Raw genomic sequence first — 20839 nt, forward strand, 5'->3', positions numbered from 1 at the left:
ACAACGTATAATATCGCTTGTCGGGTCTAATGCCAATACCTCTTAGGTTGTTTTTAGGTTGGGATGAGCCAATAGGAATATTCGGGAACCATGCCTTCAAATACACGGAGAACCCTCTCTGTAGCATTTTTACCCGCATGTTTTGAAAAAAGTTTCCCCATATCGCTTATTGTGCTTCGCAAAAGCTGTTCAGAATAGAGAAGAGCCTGGAGTCTTCTGAAGAGAAGAACGGCAAGCCGTCCTATTTTTTCAAGAGGAAGTTTTCCATAGAGAATATACAAATTGCGAAGAGCTCCACTTAACCATGATGGATCTTGATGTTTTGTGCCTTTACTTAGAATGGCTTCGATAACCGTTGTCTTCACGCTGTCAAAAGGAGCTTCCAGATATTCATTAACCTGAGGGAAAACGAATCCTGCCAAATAATAAACCGATGCCACAGAGAGCATCTTAAGAGTAGTTTTTTGTCTTTTACTTTGAGAAGAGTCGAGAATTAAACCTAAAGGTACACATCTTGTCTGCTGGTGGAGCAGTGATGAACTGGCAAAAATGCGCCCATGCAGTGATGCCATATGGGCAGTTGTCCACCCCGTGTTATTTTCCTTGATATGCCAAAAAAGCTCATTAGATTCAGGAATGTCAAGATAAATGCTGGCATAATGCCCCCATTTCCATGAAGGCACAGAATCCCAGGGTAAGTGGGGCGCAGATTCTCTGGTAGAAGTGGTAACGATTTCTTGTTGCGCGATTTTCATGAATTGGCGTTCGGGGAGGGTGTCATATAAATAAGGAAAAGCTGTTTCGGCCATTGCAGAGAGCACTAAATGCCATCGTCGAGCTCCTTCTTCAGGTGTTTCGCGACTTTCCAGATTTGTCAGCAGTGTGCAATGAAAAAGAGTGGTTATAATTTGTTTCCAATTAATAGGGGATTCACAAACAGAAGAAACAGATGGGAGGCCTAATTCCTGGCCAAGGGATGGAAGCCATACTGTTGCATCGTGAATTACCGATTCTACTATATCCTGGCGTAACAAAAAATCTATCCTGGAGCTTAGATCAAGAGCCTTCTTTACCAAATCTGGAGGGTATTTGGAATAAAGCACTCTTACACTCACCTCCGTTACAGCACTTTATAGCGCGCTTATACTATGCCATATTTTTAGCAGAAAGAGAAGAGAGGCAGATTGGATTTATAACGTATCATGTATTTTTTCGCCCTTTTTGTGGTAGTCTATGCCTATGAAAAAGCGTACTGAAGATGCTCCCTGCCTACCCCCTTTTTGGGTTTTAGCGACAGGCATTCTGGCTATATCTACAGGTGCAATATTTGCGAGGATGGCCCATACGGCTCATCCTTTTGTGATAGCTGCCTATAGGGTTGGCCTGGCAGCGCTTGTTCTTTTTCCAGTCGCTTTAGTTCAGTGTAAAAAAGAAATAGCAACTCTTCGCCCTCGAGAATGGAGGGCTCTTCTTTTGTCAGGAGTGTTCCTTGCTCTCCATTTTGCTTTCTGGATATCTTCGCTGTTTTATACGACAGTAGCTAGTTCTGTTGTCATTGTTGATACTATTCCTATCTGGATTGCCCTTCTTGCGCCGGCGATCACGGGAGATAGGGTAAGCAGAACGACGTTGTCTGGTATAGGCATTGCCTTTATTGGCGGGATTGTCATAAGCGCCGGAGATTTTTCAGTGGGAGGAACGGCCTTATGGGGAAACTTTCTGGCCCTGATAGGAGCGTGGACCGCCAGTTTTTATTTCTTATGCGGCCGAATCGCGCGGCATCGCGTTTCATTGCTTACATATACCTCGCTCTGTTATAGTATGGCAGCGGTTCTTTTGTGGTTATTGGTTCTGATAAAAGGTCATCCTTTTACTGGATTTCCTTTCTCCACATGGGGGGCTTTGTGGGGCATGGCTCTTATCCCCCAAATTCTTGGGCATAGCTGCTATAATTGGGCGTTACGTTACCTCAACCCAGGGAGCATTTCTGTCGCGCTTTTAGGGGAACCTCTTGGGAGCTCATTTTTAGCTTGGCTTTTGTGGAGAGAGAACGTCCACACAATCACCATAATTGGTGGTATTCTTATTTTGTTGGGAATATATATTGTCGCACGATGGGAACAACAGGTTTAGAACTGTTTGATTCAGGGCAGATACGACTTTATAAAAAGGGGCGAAGCGATGCATTATCGTACAATTTTTGTTTCTGACGTTCATCTCGGGTCTAAATGGAGCAAGGTCGACCAGTTAGCGGCCTTCCTTTCCTCTTCTTTTTGTGACCGCCTTTATTTAGTGGGGGACATTATAGATGGCTGGAAATTCAGACACGAAGCCTTAAAAACTCGTTCCTCCCACTATATTCTCCAGTTGCTTCTTAAATTATCTGAAAAAACAGAGATTTTCTATATCCCTGGAAACCATGATGATTTTCTTAAGGAGTTTAGCGGACGAACTCTTGGTGGGATACATATCCTTGAAAGAGCCTTTCATACAGCTGCGGATGGCCGACGTTATTTAATAACTCATGGAGACGAATTTGACATTGTATCAAAATATACACAATGGCTGGCAAGAATTGGGGACGCAGCTTACGAAACATCACTTTGGTTGAATGACGGCCTTAGTCGCTTGTTTCTTTCTGATAATTCAACATGGTCGTTATCAAGAAGGGCAAAAAGGACAGTAAAGGAATTTGTAAAGTACATAAGCGGGTACGAAAGGAAGATCACGGAAACCGCAGAGAGATATAATGTGGAAGGCATTATTTGCGGCCATATCCATCGCCCTGTCATGAAAAAGATTGGAGCCCTTATATACTGCAATACTGGAGACTGGATTGAAAGCTGCTCTGCTGTTATCGAAACACAGGATGGAAGTATCAAACCCCTTTTGTGGCAACAGATACGAAGGCAGGCTCAAACCCTTTTTGATGGGAATGGCAATCTTGGTTTGCCAGCGTTTCCATTTACAGAGATTCCCTTGCCTTTTTTAAGCTGTAAAAGTCGTTAAATTATGTACAATGCCTCTAGGGGGGCTATTCATGATTCTTTTTGCTTTTGACATGAATGGTGCCGAAACGGAGGAAAGGATTGACGCATTACTATGACACCGTGGCAGCTATTTAAAATGTTTTTTAAAATTAGTTCCGTAACGTTTGGAGGAGGCGTAGTTATCCTTGGCATGGCAGAAACTGAAGTTCGCAAACGAGGTGACATGTCTGAACAGGATTTGTTGGACATAGTGAGCCTATCCGCGGCAATGCCAGGGCCTATAGCTGTATCATCCTCTTTTCTTATAGGGAAGCACTATAGTGGTATTAGGGGCGCGTTCATGGCAGTTTTAGGGGTTTTAGTTCCTCCTTTTACTATTATTCTGCTCCTTTCGAATCTTGTGTTGAAATATCACAATTCCCCTGCATTAAAGGCTTTTTTCCTTGGCGTTATTTGTGCAGTAGCAGCACTGTTGGTCAATGTTGTAGTCCGACAACTGAAATCCATTCTTATTTCTGACCTCTTGAATTTAGTCCCCTATGCCTTCGTTATCCTTTTAATGGTCTTCTTTAATATCCACCCACTTTTTGCTGTAGCTGGGGGGGTAGCCATTCAATGGCTTAGAAAGGAGAAAAAGTCGTGAAGCTTCTATTGCTCGCCTTGGCCTTTGCCCGGATTGGAATAGGGGCCTTTGGTGGCGGTATTTCGACCATCCCTCTTATAGAGCATGAACTTGTCATGAATTACGGCTGGTTGACTCTCGAAGAGTTCAATCAGGTTTTGGCCTTAGCCCAGGTCACTCCAGGACCTATTGCCATCAATGCCGCGACCTTCGTAGGATATCATCAGGCTGGTGTTTTAGGTTCTCTTGTAGCAACCCTTTCTGTTGTTATAGCGCCTCTTCTTATCTTGCTTTTAGTTCTTCTCATGATGAAGAAAAGTTCCGACGAGAAAGTTGAGCATTTTAAAAGATCGTTGCGTCCAGCAGTGGGAGCTCTATTGACTCTTGCAGTGGTTCCTCTTTTAAAAACTGCTCTTTCCCAGTGGCAGACGGCCGCTCTCTTTTGTTTGGGCCTTGTTCTTTTTCAGATTCGTGTATTTAAAAATAACCCTCCTCTTCTTTTTATACTCTTTGGTCTGGCCGGGCTTCTTATTTTTTAATAAGATTTAGGAGTCGCATCTGTCCCTGGATAACTGATAAAGGGGAGATACTAATGGCACAAAAGCTAAAGAAGCATCGCCGTTCTGACAAGGCGGGGCTTCCGCCTGGGAGCCTTATCCATGTAGGAGAGAAAAAAATGGGTGATGTTGCGTTGCATTTGATGCGATATGGTGTGGATGTTTTAGATGAGAGGTCTTTATCCGACTTTCATGATTATGAAAGGAAAGATTCAGCAGGGGTAATAGACTGGCTTGATGTAGTGGGGCTTCATGAAGCGCCACTTATCGAAGAGATTGGCGAAACTTTTTCTATCCACCCGCTTGTTCTTGAAGATATTCTTAATACAGAGCAACGACCCAAAACAGACGAATATGAAGATTTTTTGTATGTTGTTCTTAAGATGCTCGACATTGACGAGCAAACAGGAGACCTCACCATAGAACAGGTTAGCTTTATACTGAAAGATAATCTCGTAATATCCTTTCAAGAGCGTATTGGGGATGTTTTTGAACCCGTCCGGGAACGAATACGTAGTGCAGCAGGGCGCTTTAGACGTCTTGGTGCCGATTACCTTCTTTATGCCCTCATGGACTCAGTTGTTGACCGTTATTTTGTTATTTTGGAACGTCTGGGAGAGCAGATAGAGGATACAGAAGACCTTCTGTTAGCTCATCCTGACCAGGAAACGGTTCGTTCAATTTATAAAATGAAACGGGAACTTTTGATATTAAGACATGCAGTATGGCCTCTCCGGGAAGCTGTAAATACTATTCGTAAAACTGAAAGCTCCCTTATCCAGCTTCAAACCCGAACCTATTTCGGTGATCTTTACGATCATGTCATTCAAAACATAGACACTGTGGAAAATTTCAGGGAAACAGTTTCTGGAATGCTTGACCTCTATCTTTCCTCCTTAAGCAACCGTATGAACGACGTGATGAAAGTTCTTACGGTCATTGCCACTCTCTTTATTCCCCTAACCTTTATAGTAGGTATCTATGGTATGAATTTTAAATACATGCCAGAACTTGAATGGAAATTGGGATACCCATTCGTATGGGTAATAATGGGCTTTATTGCTTTTGTCATGATCTATTTGTTTAAAAGAAAGAAGTGGTTATGAATCTATGGGAGCTATCGATATAGTTTTTTCCCGGGCAGAAGTTTCACTATGGCTGGCGGTTAACTGGTTATCATCTCGCCTATCTTCGCGGCTAATACCATGGCATGGACTCTAAAAGATTTTGAATCAGGCTGAACATGCTAAACTATTATTTAGACTGTCGCATGCTTACATCATGAGAAGAAGATAATTCTCAGGAGGGATGGGTATGAACCAATATGAAAAAATTGCGGAATGTCTAAGCAGCGCTCATCACCTCGTTATTTTTTCAGGTGCGGGGATGAGCACCTCATCGGGTTTGCCTGATTTCAGATCTTCCCAGGGTCTATGGTCTCGTTATAATCCAATGGCTTTGGCGTCTATAGACGCAATGAAAAATAATAGAGAAGCCTTTCTGAATTTTTACCGATATCGTATCAATGCTCTGAAGAATGCCTCGCCGAATCTTGGTCACTGCATATTGTCAAAATGGGAAGATGAAAACCTTCTCCAAGGTATAATAACCCAGAATGTTGACGGGTTTCACCAGGAAGCCGGCTGTAGGAATGTTGTAGAGCTCCATGGCACCCTTAGGAAAGCGAGGTGCCACCGCTGTAAAAAAGAATTTTCTTCTGAGCTCTTGTTAACGCAAGAGTTATGCCCAGACTGCAAAGGCATCCTTCGCCCAGGAGTGGTCCTTTTTGGTGAAATGTTGGCCGATACCCCTATGAGGCGGGCTCATGAACTTTCATTAAAAAGTGATGTTTTTATGGTTCTGGGATCATCCTTAAATGTTTCACCTGCTAATTTTTTCCCTTTAGAGGCCCATGAGGCTGGAGCTAAGCTTATTATTCTCAACAGAGAACCCACCCAATATGATTCTATGGCATCTTTTGTAGTCCGTGAAAACCTTGTGGATGCTTTAGAAAGAATTCAACAGATAATGCATAGAGAGGGGGGCCATTAAATGATTAACGTCATTAGAAAAGGAGCTCCGATGCTTGTTCTTAAAGGAGATAAAGTGCAGATTGTACAATGGCTACAACAAAATTTCGATGTTGAACTTTTTTCCGCTAATGAAAGGTCCTTTGAAGAAACATTGGCATCAGTTGAAGAGAGCAGGGCAGTTTTGCTTGTCAGCGATTTGAAGGCTTGTACCGAGACCCTCCCAGTTATTCTAGTCACCACGAATCACCCCGACAAAATATTGGAGCGTATTATTAACGAAAAAGCAACAGATGTATTTGAATATGTAGAACGGTTGCCCAGGGTCATTTTCTTTAGAGTATTTGGTGATTATCGCACAGTGCTAAAAGAAATTCAGAATGACTTTGGCGGCCGGTGCGGGCAGGTATCTTCAGATCTAATTTTTCTTTCAGAGGCTAGCGGCGTTCCTGTTTGTTTTACAGAAAAGTCTTTAAAACATGGTTTGGCATTTAAAGAGGGCGATCTTTTTGAAGAAGCTCTTTTTATAGACATGCCCTTTGAAGAGCTCTTTAAACGACTGAACAACAGAGCTCTCCACTATTTCAATGCTGGTCTGGGCAGCCGCGATTGGAACGTAATGGAAATTCGTGTTTATGATGCAAACAAGCAGTACTGGCTTCACTCTCGACGACTAAGGCTGACTTTGGAAGGACTGGAGATCAGCATTACCATCGGAGAGGGATGGGGCAAAGATTATGCACACATTCTCATGCCTGTACCGGTCTATTGCATACGCATATTGACCTTCCTTGACTCAGGAATGGTAAAAAGAGCCCTCATGGGGCTTGAATATACAGAAACAGGAGAGCGGTTTGTCGACCTCGATCTTTACTTTAACAGGAAAAAAATATCGTGGGGAGAGATTCCAGGGGGGGAAGATGTGCCTAGAAGTGAACGGGAAAGGCCGCGGACTGCCCTGGCAATGGCATTTAGAAAAGAGGTAATGACGGCTCTCGACGAAGAAGAGCGTTTGGAAATACAAAACATTGAGCGGGCGATTCTTGAGAAACTACCCAAAAAGGACGATGAGTGATTATAATATCCTATTCCAAATATTTTTTGAGGAGAGGTTTTTTTGACGTATTCCTTTTTACCAGTATCGCAAAAAGATATGGAGCAAAGAGACTGGGACATCCTTGATTTCCTTTTCATAAGTGCTGATGCCTATGTTGATCATCCTAGTTTCGGCCATGCCATTATAACGCGCATCCTTGAAAATGCAGGCTTTAAGGTGGGTATTATACCGCAGCCAGATTGGCGTGACACGAAGAACTTCGCCAGGTTGGGACGCCCTCAATTGGGAGTACTTGTTTCAGCTGGCAACCTTGACTCAATGCTGAACAAACTGACAGCCTCTAAAAAAAGCAGAAGCACGGACAGTTATTCCCCTGGAGGAAAGGCTGGGCAGCGCCCAGACCGGGCGACTATAGCCTACTGCAATCGTATTCGTGAACTTTGGGGGAACATTCCTCTTATAATCGGCGGGATAGAAGCGAGTTTGCGCCGGTTTGCCCACTATGATTACTGGTCAGATGCTGTTCGTCGTTCCATCCTTATTGATAGCCAGGCTGATTTGCTGGTGTATGGAATGGGAGAGAAGCAGATCAGCCAGATCGCAGAGCTATTGAAAAAGGGGATACCGGTTTCAGAAATACGGGATATACATGGAACTTGCTATAAAAACCAGAGTATTGAAAGACTTTGGGATTATGAAGAATGTCCTTCTTTCGAATCTGTTGTGAGTGATAAGGCGGCCTTTGCTGAAGCTTTTCGCATTCAGTATCTTGAACAGGATCCAGTGAGAGGGAAAACGGTAGTACAGCGTCATGATAATTTCTACGTTGTCCAGAACCCACCGGCTGCACCTTTGAGCACATCAGAGCTTGATGCTGTTTATCAGCTTCCCTACACACGCACATGGCATCCCATGTATGAAAAGGAAGGAGGGGTGCCTGCTCTCAAGGAAGTGGAGTTCAGCCTCACTACTCACCGAGGATGTTTTGGAAGCTGTGCTTTTTGCGCCATAACGTCTCATCAGGGCCGAATAATTCAGAGCCGTTCAGAAGAATCCGTCATGGACGAGGCCATCCTCCTGACGAAGCTCCCTGGTTTTAAGGGATATATTCACGATGTCGGGGGGCCCACTGCGAATTTTAACCGACCGTCGTGCGATGAGCAGCTCCTGCGAGGAACATGTAAGAACAAACAGTGCATTGGCCCTGTTCCATGCGGGAACTTACGTGTAGATCATGAAGGCTACTTAGAGCTATTGCACAAGCTTAGAGCGTTACCAGGTGTCAAAAAGGTCTTTATAAGATCTGGAATTCGCTTCGATTACCTTCTAGCGGATAAAAAGAGCAGTAGACGCTTTCTCGAGGAGCTTTGCAGGTATCACGTAAGTGGCCAGTTAAAAGTGGCTCCGGAGCATGTTTCAGAGAATGTGCTCACATTAATGGGCAAATCAGGAAAAAATGTATATGAACAGTTTATGAAGGAATATGAGAATATGAATAAGAAACTGGGGAAAAAACAGTATCTTGTGCCATATTTTATTTCCAGCCATCCCGGGGCTGGTTTGAAAGAAGCAATAGAACTGGCAGAATTTGTGCGAGATCTTAACTTCATGCCTGAACAGGTTCAGGATTTTATCCCAACCCCCGGAAGCCTGGCCACCTGCATGTATTACACAGAAATCAACCCGTTAACAAGGGAAACGGTATATGTACCTAAAAGCAGCCATGAAAGAAAATTGCAAAGGGCGTTGTTGCAATATCGTAACCCTTCTAACCATCGTCTTGTGCGAGAAGCATTAAAGATTGCCGGTCGTGAAGATCTTATAGGGTGGGGCGAAAAATGTCTTGTCCCGCCAGAAAAAAAAGAATTAAGAGAAAGACAAGAAAGGTGCGAGAAAGGCAAGTCTAAGAGGAGGCACTAGAGAGATGAAGAGATTTCCCTTTCTTTTGGCTTGTGTCCTTGCTTTTATTTGGGCCATGACGGGAAGTTTATTGTATTTGAACATGAGAGAAAATCTAAAAGTTTCAGAAAACGGCTCTCCACAGCTTCATCTTTCTGAAACCCTCCCTATCATGCCCCCCACCACAAAAATGACTGCTCCTGCCTCAAACCAGAAGCCTTCTTCTGGAATAGCAGCCACTCCGGTTAAAAGAGAAGGAACTCCGGTTTCCCCCCAGAAAAAGCAGCAGGCACCCCTAAAGGTGGATATAAAACATCCATCACAGCCCGAGGTTCTTCCAAAGCAAAAATCAAGGGAAGAAGAATTGCGGGAAATACAGGCTCAGATAAAGCCAAAGAAAGCTTCGAAGGAGAATATGGTTTCCCTTCCCGTAGTTGACGATATTCTGGAAGAAGGACAGAAGCTCAAAGAATCCATTGAAGAGGAAGCCAAAGAGACAATGCAGGGAACCCTTGACTTCATACCGGGAATAGATGCCGAGATATCGGATGCCGAACTTGAGGTCAGGGGAGATAAAATAGGGTTCACCTTTACCATCCCGGCAGATCGAGTGAAATTACTTGGTGAACTACCGCCAGAGGAAAAGAAAGCAAAAGTTGTATCTGAAGATGTTGTTTCAGATGATGTTGCATCTTGCGATATATCCTCTAAAGATAGAAAATAGTCTTGATAATTTGCAGTTTTCCCAATAAAGTGGGACCAATTTCAGTGAGTAAGACGGCAATCAGGATTAATAAACATCCCAAAACCATAGGGATAGTAAAAATTTCACCAAGTAGCAGAACGCTAGAAAGTGCTCCAAATACAGATTCTAGGCTGAGTAGGATCGCAGCATGGGTTGAAGGTGTAAATTTTTGAGCTGCATTTTGAATGGAAAGGGCAAATACAGTACAGAAGAGAACTGTGAAAGCGATACTCCACCATGCGCTTGATGCAATGGAACCGGGCCATTCTTCAAATAACAGGGCACAGGCAATGCTCAGGAGCGCTGTAGTTCCAATCTGAAGAGTAGCGAGCACTAGCGGATCCATCTTGGAAGCAAACATTTCGATTGCCAGAATATGACACGCGAAGAAAATAGCGCAGGCAAAAGTCAGCAAGTCACCTTTGTTAAAAGTAGAGAGTGTATCACCATTGCCTTGAAGAGTGAGAAGGGCCATCCCTGCAAGGCAAATGAGGGATGCAACGAAAGAGAGGTAGCCGGGAAAGATTTTTTTCAGTCCCCACGAAAGAAATGGAACGATTACAACATAGGTTGCGGTTATAAAAGCCTGTTTACCTGGAGAAGTGAATGTCAGCCCGATTGTTTGTGTAGCGAAGCCGAGAAAGAGGAAAACCCCTATTAAAAGACCCGCTTTAAGGTTGGCAGCCGTAAGCTTTCGCAAACGCTTTTTGAAGATGATGGCCATAAGAATGAAAGAGGCTGTGAATCGAAGGGCCAGCAGCCAGAAAGGGGAAAAACTAACGAGGGCATCTTTCATAGCTACAAATCCTACGCCCCAGAATAATGCTATGAGGACAAGGGCACCATCAGCGATAAGTACTTTATAACGATTTAACCAGGGCATAGACGACACTCCTATATATATTTTCCTACAAGACTTTAAAGTATATCATAAAAACCTTATCACCATAGATATTATAAACTATAGTTTAAATAGATCAATTAATTTAAAGAACTAAAGGGAATAAGACATATAAAAAAAGAACCAATCATGTCAGAGAGAGGGTTCTTACTTTTGAAAGAAAGGAACTTTCATTTACAATTTAAAGTTGAATGGAGTATAATGTATGCTAATTGAATATACTTTACGTAGAGGGGGTGTAAACATTGTTTGTTTTTGTCGCATCCTTATCAATGTATCTTCTGCTTGTTTGGTCTGGAGGCAGCATACCTGTGTTTGAGGTAGGTATAGGAGTTGTTCTTGCTACTGTTCTTGCATTCGCCTTTCATTCATGGAACCCCACAAAATCTTTCAGTTTCAAAATTTTGAATCCTCTTCATTGGCTTACCTTTATCTATTACCTCTGTGTACCTTTTGCGATAGGACTCATCAAAGCCAACTTCGATGTTGCAATGCGAGTCGTTACGGGACATATCAATCCAGGGATAGTCAAACTGGAGCCAGGCCTGAAAACTGATCTGGCAAAGATGATCCTTGCAGATTCTATTACGTTAACTCCAGGAACACTTACAGTGGATGTAGACGATGACGGGGCCTATTATATCCACTGGATCAATGTTCTTGATGTGTCTCCTAAGGAGGAGCAGGTGTATGGTTCTTTTGCACGTTGGGCAAGGAGGTTAGCGGATTGAGTACTCAACTATTGATGTGGGGAGCTGCAGTTTTGGGTATATTGGCCGTTATAATTTTTGGCCGTCTCATCGCCGGACCTACAATACCTGATAGAGCTGTCGCTTTAGATACAGTAAATACTCTGGTGGTGGCTATTATGGTCTTGTTGTCAGCGGTGTACGATTCTGTGGTCATGATCGATGTAGCCATTGTTTATGCAGCCCTTTCCTTTGTAGGGACCATGTTCATTGCCCGTTTTATAGAGGGAGGGATGTAGCGTGGCTGAGCAGTATGTCGTTGGTATTCTTGTAATTATAGGGCTTATTTTCAATACTCTCGGTGCAATTTCTTTGTATCGGTTCCCAGATGTCTATACGAGGCTTCATGGGGCTACGAAATGTACAACATTTGGCAGTATCTTTATGTCGCTTGGTGTTGTGGCTTATGCAGCCTTTCGCATGTATCAAGGTGGGGGGAGCCGTTTTGCAGTTCTCATTATTCACGCTCTTATAGCTGTTATGGTGCTTCTTATTACGAATGCGACTGGGGCACATGCCATAGCGCGAGCAGCCCATAGAAGCGGCATTTTACCTAAGATGGCAGTGGTGGACCGTCTGGCTGAGGCAGAAGAGCGTAAAGGTGGTGTTGTCAGTGAGTGAAGTTTTCCATATAGCTATACTCACGTTGCTCGTTATTTCGGCTTTTTTTGCCATCTGGTTTCGCGACCTTTTGTCGTCGGTTATTTCCCTTGGTGTTTTCAGTTTGATACTAGCTATTGAATTTTACCTCTTGCGAGCCCCAGATGTAGCCATAGCAGAGGCAGGCATAGGTGCAGGGCTTAGCACGGCCATCTATCTTATCGCCTTAAGAGGTTGCGGAAAAGCTCGGACTAAAACCGGGGGTGACATGCGATGAAGAAAACACTCTTTGTAATTGCGGCTCTTATTCTTAGCGGTTTGGTCTGGGGAGCCCTCGATACCATTCATCCTTTTGGTGAACCGGGCCAGGTAGCTATGGATAATTATTTTCTGGAACACGCAATGGCAGATCGTTCTGCTGAAAATGCCGTCACATCCATTGTTTTTGATTTTCGAGGGTTTGATACTCTTGGCGAAGCTGCTGTCCTTTTCACAGCGGCAACTTCCGTCTTAGCTCTTTTCAGGGAAGGGGGCAAAAAGAAATGAAGCCTCTATCAGTAGTTGTTCGAACGGGCTGCGATATTTTCGCCTGGTTTATGGTCGTGTTCGGATCCTACGTGATTATTCATGGAGTTATGACTCCCGGCGGAGGATTTCAGGGAGGAGCAGTGGCGGCCACTTTTATTGCTCTTCTGCTTGTTGCCTATGGTTGGAAAAGACTCAAAAACTGGCTTAACGAGGGCATCTATAATGGAATGATAGGCTTTGGCCTTCTAAGCTTTATAGTTTTGGGATTTATGGGAATGCCCACTTCCTTCTTTTATAACTTTATTTCTATTCCTGCAGCGGAAGTAGCGAAGTCGGGCCATGGTATTTTCCATCCTTCAGGAACTATAGCATTGATGAACCTTGCGGTGGGGTTTGAGGTGGTTGGAGAATTATCCCTTCTCATTATTCACATGTTCAAAGGCACACGCCTCTTCGATACCTACGAGATAGGAGGGGAAAGCGGCCATGATCGGTAATGCTCCTTTTTTTGTAGTTGGCGTGCTGTTCCTCATAGGGCTTGTTGCCGTTTTGACAGAAAGGAACCTGTTTAAAATAGCCATTGGCATCAGCGTTATTGAATCGGCAACGAATATGTTTCTCATTGTGCTCGGTTATAGAACCGGCGGCTCAATTCCTGTGAGATATCTTGCAGGTGGGGAGAAATTCATGGTTTTGCCCACCCCCCAGGCTTTAACTCTGACGGCCATCGTTATTGCTTTGGCGACAACAGCTCTCATGCTTTCGCTCTTGATGCTGATCTATCGCCATTATGGAACTTTGAATATTGACGAAATACGGAGGTTGCGAGGATGAACTGGCAAGAACACCTTCCAGCATTAATATTGGCCATCCCTCTTCTTGGGGCCTTCGCAACGCCTCTATTTTCATTAGGCGGAAAGACGCTGCGAAACGTTTGGATGGTCAGTCTTTCGTTTTTAACGTTGGTTTTAGCATTTTTAATTTGGAAGTCTGTTACGGCCAACGGCGTGATGGTCTATGTGATGGGAGGGGAACAGACTACTCTCACCCTTCCTTCTGGTATGGCTTATCCCATAAGGATTATTCTTGAGATAGATGCCTTCAGCGCATTTATGGCGTTGGCCGGCAGTATCGTTTCCTTTGCCGGTGCACTCTATTCAGTCCATTTTATGGATCGCTTTTCGGGTATGAGCCGTTTTACATCTCTCTATTTTCTTCTGACAACAGGAATGCTGGGTCTTATGGTTACTGGAGACCTTTTCAACTTTTTTGTATTTCTCGAAATAGCTTCAGCGGCATCCTTCGGTCTTATCGCCTTCTGGAGAGATCGGCCCGAAGCCGTTGAGGCAAGCTTAAAATATATGCTGGTATCCCAGCTTGCAGCGATGATGGTGCTTATAGCCATCGGCATGCTTTATGGACGCTACAATGTCCTGAACATGGCAGGAGTGGCCCATATGCTTCAGCTTGGCGTTGTGGAAAAGAGCGTCTTGGCATTCCTTGTAGCAGCGCTGGCAATGAAGTGCGGAACCTTCCCCATGCATATGTGGATGCCAGATGCCTATGCAGAAGCTCCGGCAGGAGTCACATGCCTTCTCGTTGCAGTAAGCCAGGCATCATTTTATGGCTTGATGAGAGTTTGCTTCAGCTTGTATGGCGCCACTCTCGGCAGCTCTTTTATTCCCTGGGTAATTGTTATTCTTGGAACTGCTTCCATGTTCTTCGGCGTTTCAATGGCTGTAGTTCAGCACGAAGTGAAACGTCTCATGGGATATCACTCCATCTCCCAGGTAGGGTACATGCTTTTGGCCCTTGGCGTAGGTCTGTTGGCGCTGAGAAGCCCTCAGGCTATGGCCGATTATGGGTTTACTGCTATGAAAGGCGGTATCTACCATATCTTTAACTACACCATGTATAAGGCCCTGCTCTTCTTGACCGCAGGAGCTCTTTACTATGCCACCGGAACAAGGGATTTAAACAAACTCGGGGGTTTGGCTCGGAAAATGCCTTATACCACATTTATGTTTGCCATTGCGGCCGCGGCTATTTCAGGACTTCCGCCTTTCAATGGTTTTGTATCGAAACTACTTATCTACGAGTCAGTTTTCGCAGTACATCCGTTCTTGGCAGTGGTTGCCCTTGTAACGTCCGTGCTTACCTTGGCATCTTTCGTAAAGGTTTTTCAGACTGCCTATCTGGGGCCGGAGAAAGCCTGCTACGCAACGGTAAAAGAAGTTCCCACCAGCATGATTGTGGGTATGGCCGTTTTGACGGTGGCAATTATTGGTCTTTCCCTTTTCCCCACATGGGCTCTTTCCCATTTAGTGGAGCCAGCGGCTAAGGCTCTTGTGGATCAGGGCGGGTTTATACAAGCAGTTATGGGAGGTGGGCTGTAATGTGGAATAAGGTCTTCACAGGATTTGGTTATTGGGATGTCATATCCTGGCTGATCTTCTTTTTTATCGCCTCCTTTTTTGCCCTCTGGCTTCGTTCGGTAGGGCGGCGTGACTATAAAGAAGGAACAGAGCAGGATGAGATTTATTGGTCTGGTAACGTCGTCCCTGAAGATGGGGCGGAAATTTCTGTGCCGGCCAGTTCTTCCTACTGGGGATTTAGAAAAGCACTGGAACCTTACTACAAGGTTTTGATCTCCATGCATAGTGGCCATATGCGCGACTATATGGGATATTTTGTGCTTTCCGCCGCAGTGATAGCTGCGCTGATCCTCGTGGTTTAGGAGGCTGAAAGATGAGGCTAGAAAAATATCTTGAAGTGTTGCCCAAATCCCTTTGGGTTATGACATGTAACTCCGGATCATGTAACGGATGTGACATCGAAATTGTCGCTACAATCAGCCCCCGTTATGATATAGAGCGCTTTGGCATGAAACTTGTTGGAACGCCCCGGCATGCTGATGTGTTAGTGGTTACAGGCCCGGTAACGAAGTATATGAAGGATCGGCTGCTGCGAATCTATAACCAGATACCGGATCCTAAGGTTGTAGTTGTTGTTGGGAACTGTGGCGCATCTGGGGATGTTTTCTATAAATCCTATAGCCTTGAGGGCCCAGTCGATAACATTATTCCAGTGGATGTATATGTCCATGGCTGCCCTCCACGCCCAGAAGCCATTATAGAAGGAGTGGCGAAGGCTGTCTTGAAGCTGGAATCAAAGCGGGAAGAACTGCTTAAGGCAGGTGTTGATAAATAATGAAGACTCCAATGAACTACGCACAGAACGCTCTTCCTCTTGAAAACGTTCTCTCATCTCTTCGAGATTCCTTTGGTGAGAATGTGGTGAAAGACGTGAGAGAATACCGTGCCGGAAATGATCAGGCAGTGATCTACAACCAAATATGGCTGACCACATCAAGAGAGAAGTTTCTTGAGTTGGTGGAGTTTCTTTTCGGGTTCGATTTCCTTCATTTCCACGTACTCTCAGGCAATGACGATGGTGATGTTGTGTCATTGAATTATCACTTCAGTCTTTTCAGGGTAGCGGGTCGCGATAAAAGATTGGGTGTAACAGTGAGCGTGGCAATTCCTAAATCTGACCTCGTCATGCCCTCTCTCTTCAAAACCATTCCGGGAGTAGAGTATAGCGAACGGGAAATGCGTGAAATGTTGGGAATAGATTTTGAAGGACTTCAGAACAAGGCTCTTGTCTTTCTTCCCGAAGACTGGGATGAGTCGATTAAACCGTGGCGCAGAGACGAAACAGGTCCTGATGCTGAACACCTTCGGGAACTCTCTTAGGAGGGGACGATTATGGCGAGTGGAAAAACTCAGACATACAAAGTGCCGATAGGTCCTGTCCATGTAGGGTTGAAAGAACCCATTACAGCATGGCTCGACCTTGACGGAGAAAAAATAGTAGACGCAAGGGTTCGTCCAGGTGCTATTCACAGAGGAATAGAGTTTATGGCACGTGAGCGAAACCCTATTCAGATAATTTATCTTGCAGAGCGGATCTGTGGAATTTGTTCTTTCAGCCATATTACTGCCTTTTTAAGGGCAGTGGAAGATGCCGCTCAAATACAAGTTCCTCCCAGAGCCCAGTATATTCGGGCCCTAGTGCTTGAACTTGAACGAGTCCACTCTCATGCCCTGTGGGCTGGAGTGGCATGTTACAGCATTGGATTTGACTCCGCATTTCACCTTGGCATGGTGCTTCGTGAAAAGGTTATGGATGTCCTCGAGTCCTATACTGGGAACCGCGTAAATTATGGTGTTGGCACTGTCGGCGGTGTCCGATGGGACCTTACCCCGGAAACAGTCCGCGTGATCAAAGAAATGGTCCAGTTTTATCGGGACGAACTGGGAGCATTTTACGATGTGGTAACAGAGGATCCAGTGGCTCATGCCAGAATGCGCAACGTTGGAATTCTTACATACGAAGAGGCTATGCGCTACTGCGCCCTTGGGCCCACTGCCCGGGCTAGCGGGGTGAGGTGCGACCTTCGCTGGTCTTCACCCTATGAAGCCTATGCCGACCTTGATGTAAAACCTGTGGTACCCCAGGATTATTTTGGAAAGGCCTATGGCGACGTTTTTGACCGCTTCCTCGTGCGGGTTCTTGAGCTCTACCAATCTCTTGACATTCTTGAAAAGATTATCGAAGGACTTCCAGAGGGAGACATCGTTTTTGAGAAAAGCCTTGTGAAAGTGCTGAATATTCTAAAGGCTGCTGATGGAGAAGGATGGAGTTCTATTGAAGCTCCCCGTGGAGATGATACTCACGTAGTAAGACTGAAAGGCGGCCAGGAGAACGTCTATTGGTGGAAAGTGAGAGCCCCGACCTATTCCAACGCTGTTTCATGGCCAATAATGTTCCGCAACAACGAATTGGCCGATGCCCCTCTTATTATTAATAGCATTGATCCATGTATCTCCTGTATGGAAAGAACCCTTATCACTGGAAATAGTGAAAAGGCCGGACAGGTCTACTCGAAAAATCAGCTGTTGGAAATGAGCAGAGAAAAGACGAGGAGGCTGAAGAAGGCATGATTATCAACGTAGTAATGAAACTAGTGGCAGGCATTGCCCTAATGTTGCTCGTATCAGTTGTGGCCATTCTCTTTGATGGGGCAGACCGGGTTATCCATGCCAGAATGCAGCGGCGGTGGGGACCGCCTCTTTTTCAGCCTTTTTACGACATTCTGAAATTGCTTGGAAAAGAAAATATCGTTCCCAGAAGAGCAGTGAAATGGGCATTTAACGGAGCCCCTTGGGTAGCCGCGGCAACTATGTTGTTGCTATTTCTTTATATCCCTATCGGCTCTTTACCGCCCATACTTGGAACTGAGGGCGATTTGATTCTTGTTATCTATCTTCTCGGTCTTGCCGGTGTCGCCATGGCCATAGGAGGATTTGCCAGTGGAAACCCCATTGCCAATGTTGGCGCCCAGCGTGAGATGATTCTCATGATGAGCTATGAGCTGCCCTTGGCAGTAGTTGTCACAACAATGGCCTGGGTAGCCTACAAGCATGGCATTCCAGGACAGCCCTTTAGCCTTGAAACCTTTGTGGGAATGCCTCTCTGGGGCATAGTGGGCAAAATGGGACTTCTTGGTCTTCTATGTCTTTTTGCTGCTTTGCTCATGGTGGTTCCTGGCGAAACAGGAAAGGGCTTTATGGACATTCCTGAAGCGAAGACAGAGATTCTTGAGGGACTCATTATAGAATACTCGGGCACAAATCTGGCGTTATTTAAAATTACTTTTGCCTTGAGAGCCCTGGCCATGTCAGCGATCATAGTGGCCTTGTTCCTTCCTTGGTCCCTTGGAAAGGTCTTTAGCTTTACAGGGCCGCTGCTTTTTGTCGTTGACTTCCTCTGGTTCTGGGTCAAAGTCTTTGCGGTGCAGGTCTTTGGCGTTACATTTATCAGAACAGCCTTTGGGCGACTGAAAATATGGCAGGCTTCCCAGTTCTACTGGGTTAAAATTGCTGGTCTTTCTTTGGCCGGCATGATTCTGTTGTCTATTGATGTAATCCTTTAAGGGAGGGGGATGACCATGCTTAACAGAATGTCGTTACAGCTTTTGCGCCAATGGGTGGACAAAGTTTTTACAAATCCCTTCCCGGTGCCTTCTATGCCTGACTCTCTTACTGCCGCACTGAAAGCAGCGGAGGAGGGAAAAATAAAACTCAATCCGCCTATTGAGCCCCAGGGCTATTTTCGCGGTCGGCTCGATTATGACAAGGAACGCTGTATAGGGTGCAAGCTCTGTATTCGCGTGTGTCCCGCGAATGCCATAGAGTTTCTTGAGGAAGAAAAGAAAATACAGATCCACGTAGATCGTTGCTGCTTCTGCGCTCAATGCACTGAAATTTGCCCGGTGAAGTGCCTCTCCATGTCGAAGGAGTATTTGATATCTTCTTACGATCGGAAGGCTCAAATAGTTCGCGATTCGGGCCCAACAAAGAAAAAGGAAGAAGATATTGTAGTTGAAAGCGCAGTGAAGTATGAAGTAGACGAGGAAAAGTGCATTGGATGTACAAAATGCGCTAGAAACTGCCCCGTCAACGCAATTAGCGGTGAATTGAAAAAGCCCCATGTCATAGACAAGGAAAAGTGTGTGGGATGCGGCAAATGTGCCGAACTTTGTCCGAAGGATGCGATCCATCAGGTCGAAGTTGCTGCTCAGGCAGCCAAAGCGGCACCGGAAGAAAAATAAGATATCCAGAAATAACTTAGGGGGGGCTTCAAGCCCCCCTAAGTTATTTTACGGGTTTACAAATCCATAATAGGCCAGTCGTTCTTTTACTTCATCCCGACCCAGATGTTCCGCCACTTCAAAAATCCCAGGACTTACTTTTACGCCTGTCAAAGCCCATCGTAACGGCATGGCAAGATTTTTCATCTTAACGTCTTTTTCATTAGACCAGTCACGGGCAAATTTTTCCATGGCCCCTGCTTTCCATGAATCGATCTTTAGAAAATCCCCGAAAAAAGCGCGAAGAACTTTCTTATCCTCCTCCGACACGTCGCTTCCATCGTATCTATTTTTCACTGGCTCAAAAGAGACAAAGTAATCGGAGTATTCGGCGAGCTCTTTGGTTGTTCTTCCACGTCCGCCCATAAGCTCGAGAGCCTGGGCAAGATATTCCCTTGAATGCTTTTCAACAGGCAACATCGCTTCTTTCCAGAAGGGTTCCACCATTTCCAGGCGAACCATGGGGTCAAGCTCCTTGAGATGCTCCTGATTGATAAAGTTGAGTTTGTCCATGTCGAAGACAGCAGCACGCTTTGTGACCCTTTTAAGATCAAAAAGCTTAATGGCCTCTTCTCTGGAAAAGACTTCCCTGTCATCTCCAGGAGACCAGCCCAGGATTGCGAGGAAGTTGAACACAGAATCTGGCATATATCCCAGATCGCGATACTCATATACGCTTGTAGCGCCATGACGTTTAGAAAGTTTTTTCTTATCTTTTCCAAGAATCATGGGGAGGTGGGCAAATTGGGGTTCTTCCCACCCCAGCGCCTTATAAATGAGCAGCTGTTTGGGGGTGTTTGAAATATGGTCCTCCCCTCGTATGACGTAATTAATGCCCATGGTGTAATCATCGATGACCACAGCGTAGTTGTAAGTAGGCATGCCGTCGCTTTTGATCATGACAATATCTTTCAGTGTTTCGCTTCTAACTTCGATTCGGCCGTAAACAATATCGTCAAAAGCAAGGGATATCCCTTCTGGTACCTTGTAGATTATCGCAGGGCCCTCAGTGTAGGCTTTGCCCTCATCAAGAAGCTGCTGTGCGTATTTATGGTAGATTTCCAGCCGTTCTGACTGGCGATAAGGACCGTAAGGGCCTCCTATATCAGGGCCTTCGTCCCAGTCCAGACCCATCCATGTCATCCCAGCCATAATGGTCTCTTCATATTCCTTCGTAGAACGTTCGCGGTCGGTATCTTCTATGCGAAGAATGAACTTTCCACCTGTATGCCTGGCCCAAAGCCAGTTGAACAACGCCGTATGCCCTCCACCTATATGCAAGGCGCCTGTGGGGCTTGGGGCAAAACGGACACGTGCTTCCTTGTTCATTTCTAAATTGCCTCCTCACATCAAATTTCATCAACGCAGCTATTATACATGTTCTTAATATATTTCTCCCAAACTTCTTTCAATAATATAATATAAGAGCAAATTATTCCTCCATGG

At 45.1% G+C, this 20839-nt stretch carries 26 protein-coding genes; 23 read left to right on the plus strand and 3 right to left on the minus strand.

The window, feature by feature from the left end; all coding sequences use genetic code 11:
* Nucleotides 1–53: 53 nt before the first annotated feature.
* On the minus strand, nucleotides 54–1103 hold the full coding sequence (locus B2U56_RS05810; RefSeq protein WP_286952756.1) for a hypothetical protein: 1050 nt from the start codon (nucleotides 1101–1103) through the stop codon (nucleotides 54–56).
* 136 nt (nucleotides 1104–1239) lie between these two features.
* Here B2U56_RS05810 and B2U56_RS05815 point away from each other — a divergent pair, with 136 nt between their 5' ends.
* From B2U56_RS05815 to B2U56_RS05855, 9 genes are all read left to right on the plus strand, one after another.
* Nucleotides 1240–2133: a DMT family transporter gene (locus B2U56_RS05815; protein WP_286952757.1), complete on the plus strand. Its 894-nt coding sequence runs from the start codon at nucleotides 1240–1242 to the stop codon at nucleotides 2131–2133.
* Between the two features lie 48 nt (nucleotides 2134–2181).
* Nucleotides 2182–3009, plus strand: coding sequence for a UDP-2,3-diacylglucosamine diphosphatase (locus tag B2U56_RS05820; protein ID WP_286952758.1), 828 nt, complete (start codon nucleotides 2182–2184; stop codon nucleotides 3007–3009).
* Nucleotides 3010–3102: 93 nt separating this feature from the next.
* Complete coding sequence (locus B2U56_RS05825; RefSeq protein WP_286952759.1) at nucleotides 3103–3633, plus strand: chromate transporter; 531 nt, start codon at nucleotides 3103–3105, stop codon at nucleotides 3631–3633.
* Entirely contained in the window at nucleotides 3630–4151 is a 522-nt protein-coding gene (locus tag B2U56_RS05830; protein WP_286952760.1) for a chromate transporter, read from the plus strand. Before B2U56_RS05825 ends, B2U56_RS05830 begins: the two co-directional genes overlap by 4 nt.
* A 53-nt stretch (nucleotides 4152–4204) precedes the next feature.
* Entirely contained in the window at nucleotides 4205–5275 is a 1071-nt protein-coding gene (gene corA, locus B2U56_RS05835; RefSeq protein WP_286952761.1) for a magnesium/cobalt transporter CorA, read from the plus strand.
* Nucleotides 5276–5483: 208 nt separating this feature from the next.
* Nucleotides 5484–6221 carry an SIR2 family NAD-dependent protein deacylase gene (locus B2U56_RS05840; RefSeq protein WP_286952762.1) on the plus strand — a complete coding sequence of 246 codons (738 nt, stop codon included), beginning with the start codon at nucleotides 5484–5486 and terminating at the stop codon, nucleotides 6219–6221.
* On the plus strand, nucleotides 6222–7274 hold the full coding sequence (locus B2U56_RS05845; protein ID WP_286952764.1) for a hypothetical protein: 1053 nt from the start codon (nucleotides 6222–6224) through the stop codon (nucleotides 7272–7274).
* 42 nt (nucleotides 7275–7316) lie between these two features.
* On the plus strand, nucleotides 7317–9176 hold the full coding sequence (locus B2U56_RS05850; RefSeq protein ID WP_286952765.1) for a YgiQ family radical SAM protein: 1860 nt from the start codon (nucleotides 7317–7319) through the stop codon (nucleotides 9174–9176).
* A 4-nt stretch (nucleotides 9177–9180) separates the two neighbouring features.
* Nucleotides 9181–9879 (plus strand): hypothetical protein, encoded by a 699-nt coding sequence (locus B2U56_RS05855; RefSeq protein ID WP_286952766.1) that lies wholly within the window; start codon nucleotides 9181–9183, stop codon nucleotides 9877–9879.
* Here B2U56_RS05855 and B2U56_RS05860 read toward each other — a convergent pair.
* The gene (locus B2U56_RS05860; RefSeq protein WP_286952767.1) at nucleotides 9863–10783 is read right to left on the minus strand and encodes a DMT family transporter; all 921 of its coding nucleotides are present in this window, start codon (nucleotides 10781–10783) and stop codon (nucleotides 9863–9865) included. The two genes, B2U56_RS05855 and B2U56_RS05860, sit on opposite strands and share 17 nt — an antisense overlap.
* Before the next feature lie 263 nt (nucleotides 10784–11046).
* Here B2U56_RS05860 and B2U56_RS05865 point away from each other — a divergent pair, with 263 nt between their 5' ends.
* From B2U56_RS05865 to B2U56_RS05930, 14 genes are read left to right on the plus strand one after another with little or no spacing between them, the layout of a single operon-like run.
* Nucleotides 11047–11532 carry a Na+/H+ antiporter subunit E gene (locus tag B2U56_RS05865; RefSeq protein WP_213700011.1) on the plus strand — a complete coding sequence of 162 codons (486 nt, stop codon included), beginning with the start codon at nucleotides 11047–11049 and terminating at the stop codon, nucleotides 11530–11532.
* A 14-nt stretch (nucleotides 11533–11546) separates the two neighbouring features.
* Nucleotides 11547–11789: a monovalent cation/H+ antiporter complex subunit F gene (locus B2U56_RS05870; RefSeq protein WP_213700013.1), complete on the plus strand. Its 243-nt coding sequence runs from the start codon at nucleotides 11547–11549 to the stop codon at nucleotides 11787–11789.
* A 1-nt stretch (nucleotide 11790) separates the two neighbouring features.
* The gene (mnhG, locus tag B2U56_RS05875; protein ID WP_213700012.1) at nucleotides 11791–12171 is read left to right on the plus strand and encodes a monovalent cation/H(+) antiporter subunit G; all 381 of its coding nucleotides are present in this window, start codon (nucleotides 11791–11793) and stop codon (nucleotides 12169–12171) included.
* Entirely contained in the window at nucleotides 12164–12427 is a 264-nt protein-coding gene (locus tag B2U56_RS05880; RefSeq protein ID WP_013048656.1) for a Na(+)/H(+) antiporter subunit B, read from the plus strand. Before mnhG ends, B2U56_RS05880 begins: the two co-directional genes overlap by 8 nt.
* Nucleotides 12424–12696, plus strand: coding sequence for a hydrogen gas-evolving membrane-bound hydrogenase subunit E (mbhE, locus tag B2U56_RS05885; protein ID WP_013048655.1), 273 nt, complete (start codon nucleotides 12424–12426; stop codon nucleotides 12694–12696). The genes B2U56_RS05880 and mbhE overlap by 4 nt, the downstream gene beginning before the upstream one ends.
* Nucleotides 12693–13175 carry an MnhB domain-containing protein gene (locus B2U56_RS05890; RefSeq protein WP_013048654.1) on the plus strand — a complete coding sequence of 161 codons (483 nt, stop codon included), beginning with the start codon at nucleotides 12693–12695 and terminating at the stop codon, nucleotides 13173–13175. Before mbhE ends, B2U56_RS05890 begins: the two co-directional genes overlap by 4 nt.
* Nucleotides 13165–13512, plus strand: a complete 348-nt coding sequence (locus B2U56_RS05895; protein ID WP_013048653.1) for a sodium:proton antiporter — start codon at nucleotides 13165–13167, stop codon at nucleotides 13510–13512. The genes B2U56_RS05890 and B2U56_RS05895 overlap by 11 nt, the downstream gene beginning before the upstream one ends.
* A complete protein-coding gene (locus tag B2U56_RS05900) occupies nucleotides 13509–15074 on the plus strand; it encodes a proton-conducting transporter membrane subunit (protein WP_286952769.1) in 1566 nt (521 codons plus the stop codon). Before B2U56_RS05895 ends, B2U56_RS05900 begins: the two co-directional genes overlap by 4 nt.
* The gene (locus B2U56_RS05905) at nucleotides 15074–15415 is read left to right on the plus strand and encodes a hypothetical protein (RefSeq protein WP_013048651.1); all 342 of its coding nucleotides are present in this window, start codon (nucleotides 15074–15076) and stop codon (nucleotides 15413–15415) included. Before B2U56_RS05900 ends, B2U56_RS05905 begins: the two co-directional genes overlap by 1 nt.
* Before the next feature lie 11 nt (nucleotides 15416–15426).
* Entirely contained in the window at nucleotides 15427–15888 is a 462-nt protein-coding gene (locus B2U56_RS05910) for an NADH-quinone oxidoreductase subunit B family protein (RefSeq protein WP_013048650.1), read from the plus strand.
* Complete coding sequence (locus B2U56_RS05915; RefSeq protein WP_013048649.1) at nucleotides 15888–16433, plus strand: NADH-quinone oxidoreductase subunit C; 546 nt, start codon at nucleotides 15888–15890, stop codon at nucleotides 16431–16433. Before B2U56_RS05910 ends, B2U56_RS05915 begins: the two co-directional genes overlap by 1 nt.
* 12 nt (nucleotides 16434–16445) lie before the next feature.
* Nucleotides 16446–17684: a nickel-dependent hydrogenase large subunit gene (locus tag B2U56_RS05920; RefSeq protein WP_286952771.1), complete on the plus strand. Its 1239-nt coding sequence runs from the start codon at nucleotides 16446–16448 to the stop codon at nucleotides 17682–17684.
* Nucleotides 17681–18676: a respiratory chain complex I subunit 1 family protein gene (locus tag B2U56_RS05925; protein WP_286952772.1), complete on the plus strand. Its 996-nt coding sequence runs from the start codon at nucleotides 17681–17683 to the stop codon at nucleotides 18674–18676. The genes B2U56_RS05920 and B2U56_RS05925 overlap by 4 nt, the downstream gene beginning before the upstream one ends.
* A 15-nt stretch (nucleotides 18677–18691) precedes the next feature.
* Nucleotides 18692–19354: a 4Fe-4S binding protein gene (locus B2U56_RS05930; RefSeq protein ID WP_013048646.1), complete on the plus strand. Its 663-nt coding sequence runs from the start codon at nucleotides 18692–18694 to the stop codon at nucleotides 19352–19354.
* Nucleotides 19355–19402: 48 nt separating this feature from the next.
* Here B2U56_RS05930 and gltX read toward each other — a convergent pair whose 3' ends face one another.
* On the minus strand, nucleotides 19403–20722 hold the full coding sequence (gene gltX, locus B2U56_RS05935; RefSeq protein WP_286952773.1) for a glutamate--tRNA ligase: 1320 nt from the start codon (nucleotides 20720–20722) through the stop codon (nucleotides 19403–19405).
* Nucleotides 20723–20839: the final 117 nt, after the last annotated feature.

The sequence above is a fragment of the Aminobacterium sp. UBA4987 genome (assembly GCF_002396985.1).
Lineage (GTDB): Bacteria > Synergistota > Synergistia > Synergistales > Aminobacteriaceae > Aminobacterium > Aminobacterium colombiense.

What these genes read in the sequence shown, in the direction of transcription:
- corA (WP_286952761.1), top strand. Translation starts at nt 4,205, where the DNA reads ATGGCACAAAAGCTAAAGAAGCATCGCCGTTCTGACAAGGCGGGGCTT.
- B2U56_RS05825 (WP_286952759.1), top strand. Translation starts at nt 3,103, where the DNA reads ATGACACCGTGGCAGCTATTTAAAATGTTTTTTAAAATTAGTTCCGTA.
- B2U56_RS05910 (WP_013048650.1), top strand. Translation starts at nt 15,427, where the DNA reads ATGAGGCTAGAAAAATATCTTGAAGTGTTGCCCAAATCCCTTTGGGTT.
- B2U56_RS05890 (WP_013048654.1), top strand. Translation starts at nt 12,693, where the DNA reads ATGAAGCCTCTATCAGTAGTTGTTCGAACGGGCTGCGATATTTTCGCC.
- B2U56_RS05820 (WP_286952758.1), top strand. Translation starts at nt 2,182, where the DNA reads ATGCATTATCGTACAATTTTTGTTTCTGACGTTCATCTCGGGTCTAAA.
- B2U56_RS05845 (WP_286952764.1), top strand. Translation starts at nt 6,222, where the DNA reads ATGATTAACGTCATTAGAAAAGGAGCTCCGATGCTTGTTCTTAAAGGA.
- B2U56_RS05855 (WP_286952766.1), top strand. Translation starts at nt 9,181, where the DNA reads ATGAAGAGATTTCCCTTTCTTTTGGCTTGTGTCCTTGCTTTTATTTGG.
- B2U56_RS05815 (WP_286952757.1), top strand. Translation starts at nt 1,240, where the DNA reads ATGAAAAAGCGTACTGAAGATGCTCCCTGCCTACCCCCTTTTTGGGTT.
- B2U56_RS05930 (WP_013048646.1), top strand. Translation starts at nt 18,692, where the DNA reads ATGCTTAACAGAATGTCGTTACAGCTTTTGCGCCAATGGGTGGACAAA.
- gltX (WP_286952773.1), bottom strand. Translation starts at nt 20,722, where the DNA reads ATGAACAAGGAAGCACGTGTCCGTTTTGCCCCAAGCCCCACAGGCGCC.
- mbhE (WP_013048655.1), top strand. Translation starts at nt 12,424, where the DNA reads ATGAAGAAAACACTCTTTGTAATTGCGGCTCTTATTCTTAGCGGTTTG.
- B2U56_RS05925 (WP_286952772.1), top strand. Translation starts at nt 17,681, where the DNA reads ATGATTATCAACGTAGTAATGAAACTAGTGGCAGGCATTGCCCTAATG.
- B2U56_RS05895 (WP_013048653.1), top strand. Translation starts at nt 13,165, where the DNA reads ATGATCGGTAATGCTCCTTTTTTTGTAGTTGGCGTGCTGTTCCTCATA.
- B2U56_RS05920 (WP_286952771.1), top strand. Translation starts at nt 16,446, where the DNA reads ATGGCGAGTGGAAAAACTCAGACATACAAAGTGCCGATAGGTCCTGTC.
- B2U56_RS05900 (WP_286952769.1), top strand. Translation starts at nt 13,509, where the DNA reads ATGAACTGGCAAGAACACCTTCCAGCATTAATATTGGCCATCCCTCTT.
- B2U56_RS05870 (WP_213700013.1), top strand. Translation starts at nt 11,547, where the DNA reads ATGTGGGGAGCTGCAGTTTTGGGTATATTGGCCGTTATAATTTTTGGC.
- B2U56_RS05860 (WP_286952767.1), bottom strand. Translation starts at nt 10,783, where the DNA reads ATGCCCTGGTTAAATCGTTATAAAGTACTTATCGCTGATGGTGCCCTT.
- B2U56_RS05915 (WP_013048649.1), top strand. Translation starts at nt 15,888, where the DNA reads ATGAAGACTCCAATGAACTACGCACAGAACGCTCTTCCTCTTGAAAAC.
- B2U56_RS05905 (WP_013048651.1), top strand. Translation starts at nt 15,074, where the DNA reads ATGTGGAATAAGGTCTTCACAGGATTTGGTTATTGGGATGTCATATCC.
- B2U56_RS05840 (WP_286952762.1), top strand. Translation starts at nt 5,484, where the DNA reads ATGAACCAATATGAAAAAATTGCGGAATGTCTAAGCAGCGCTCATCAC.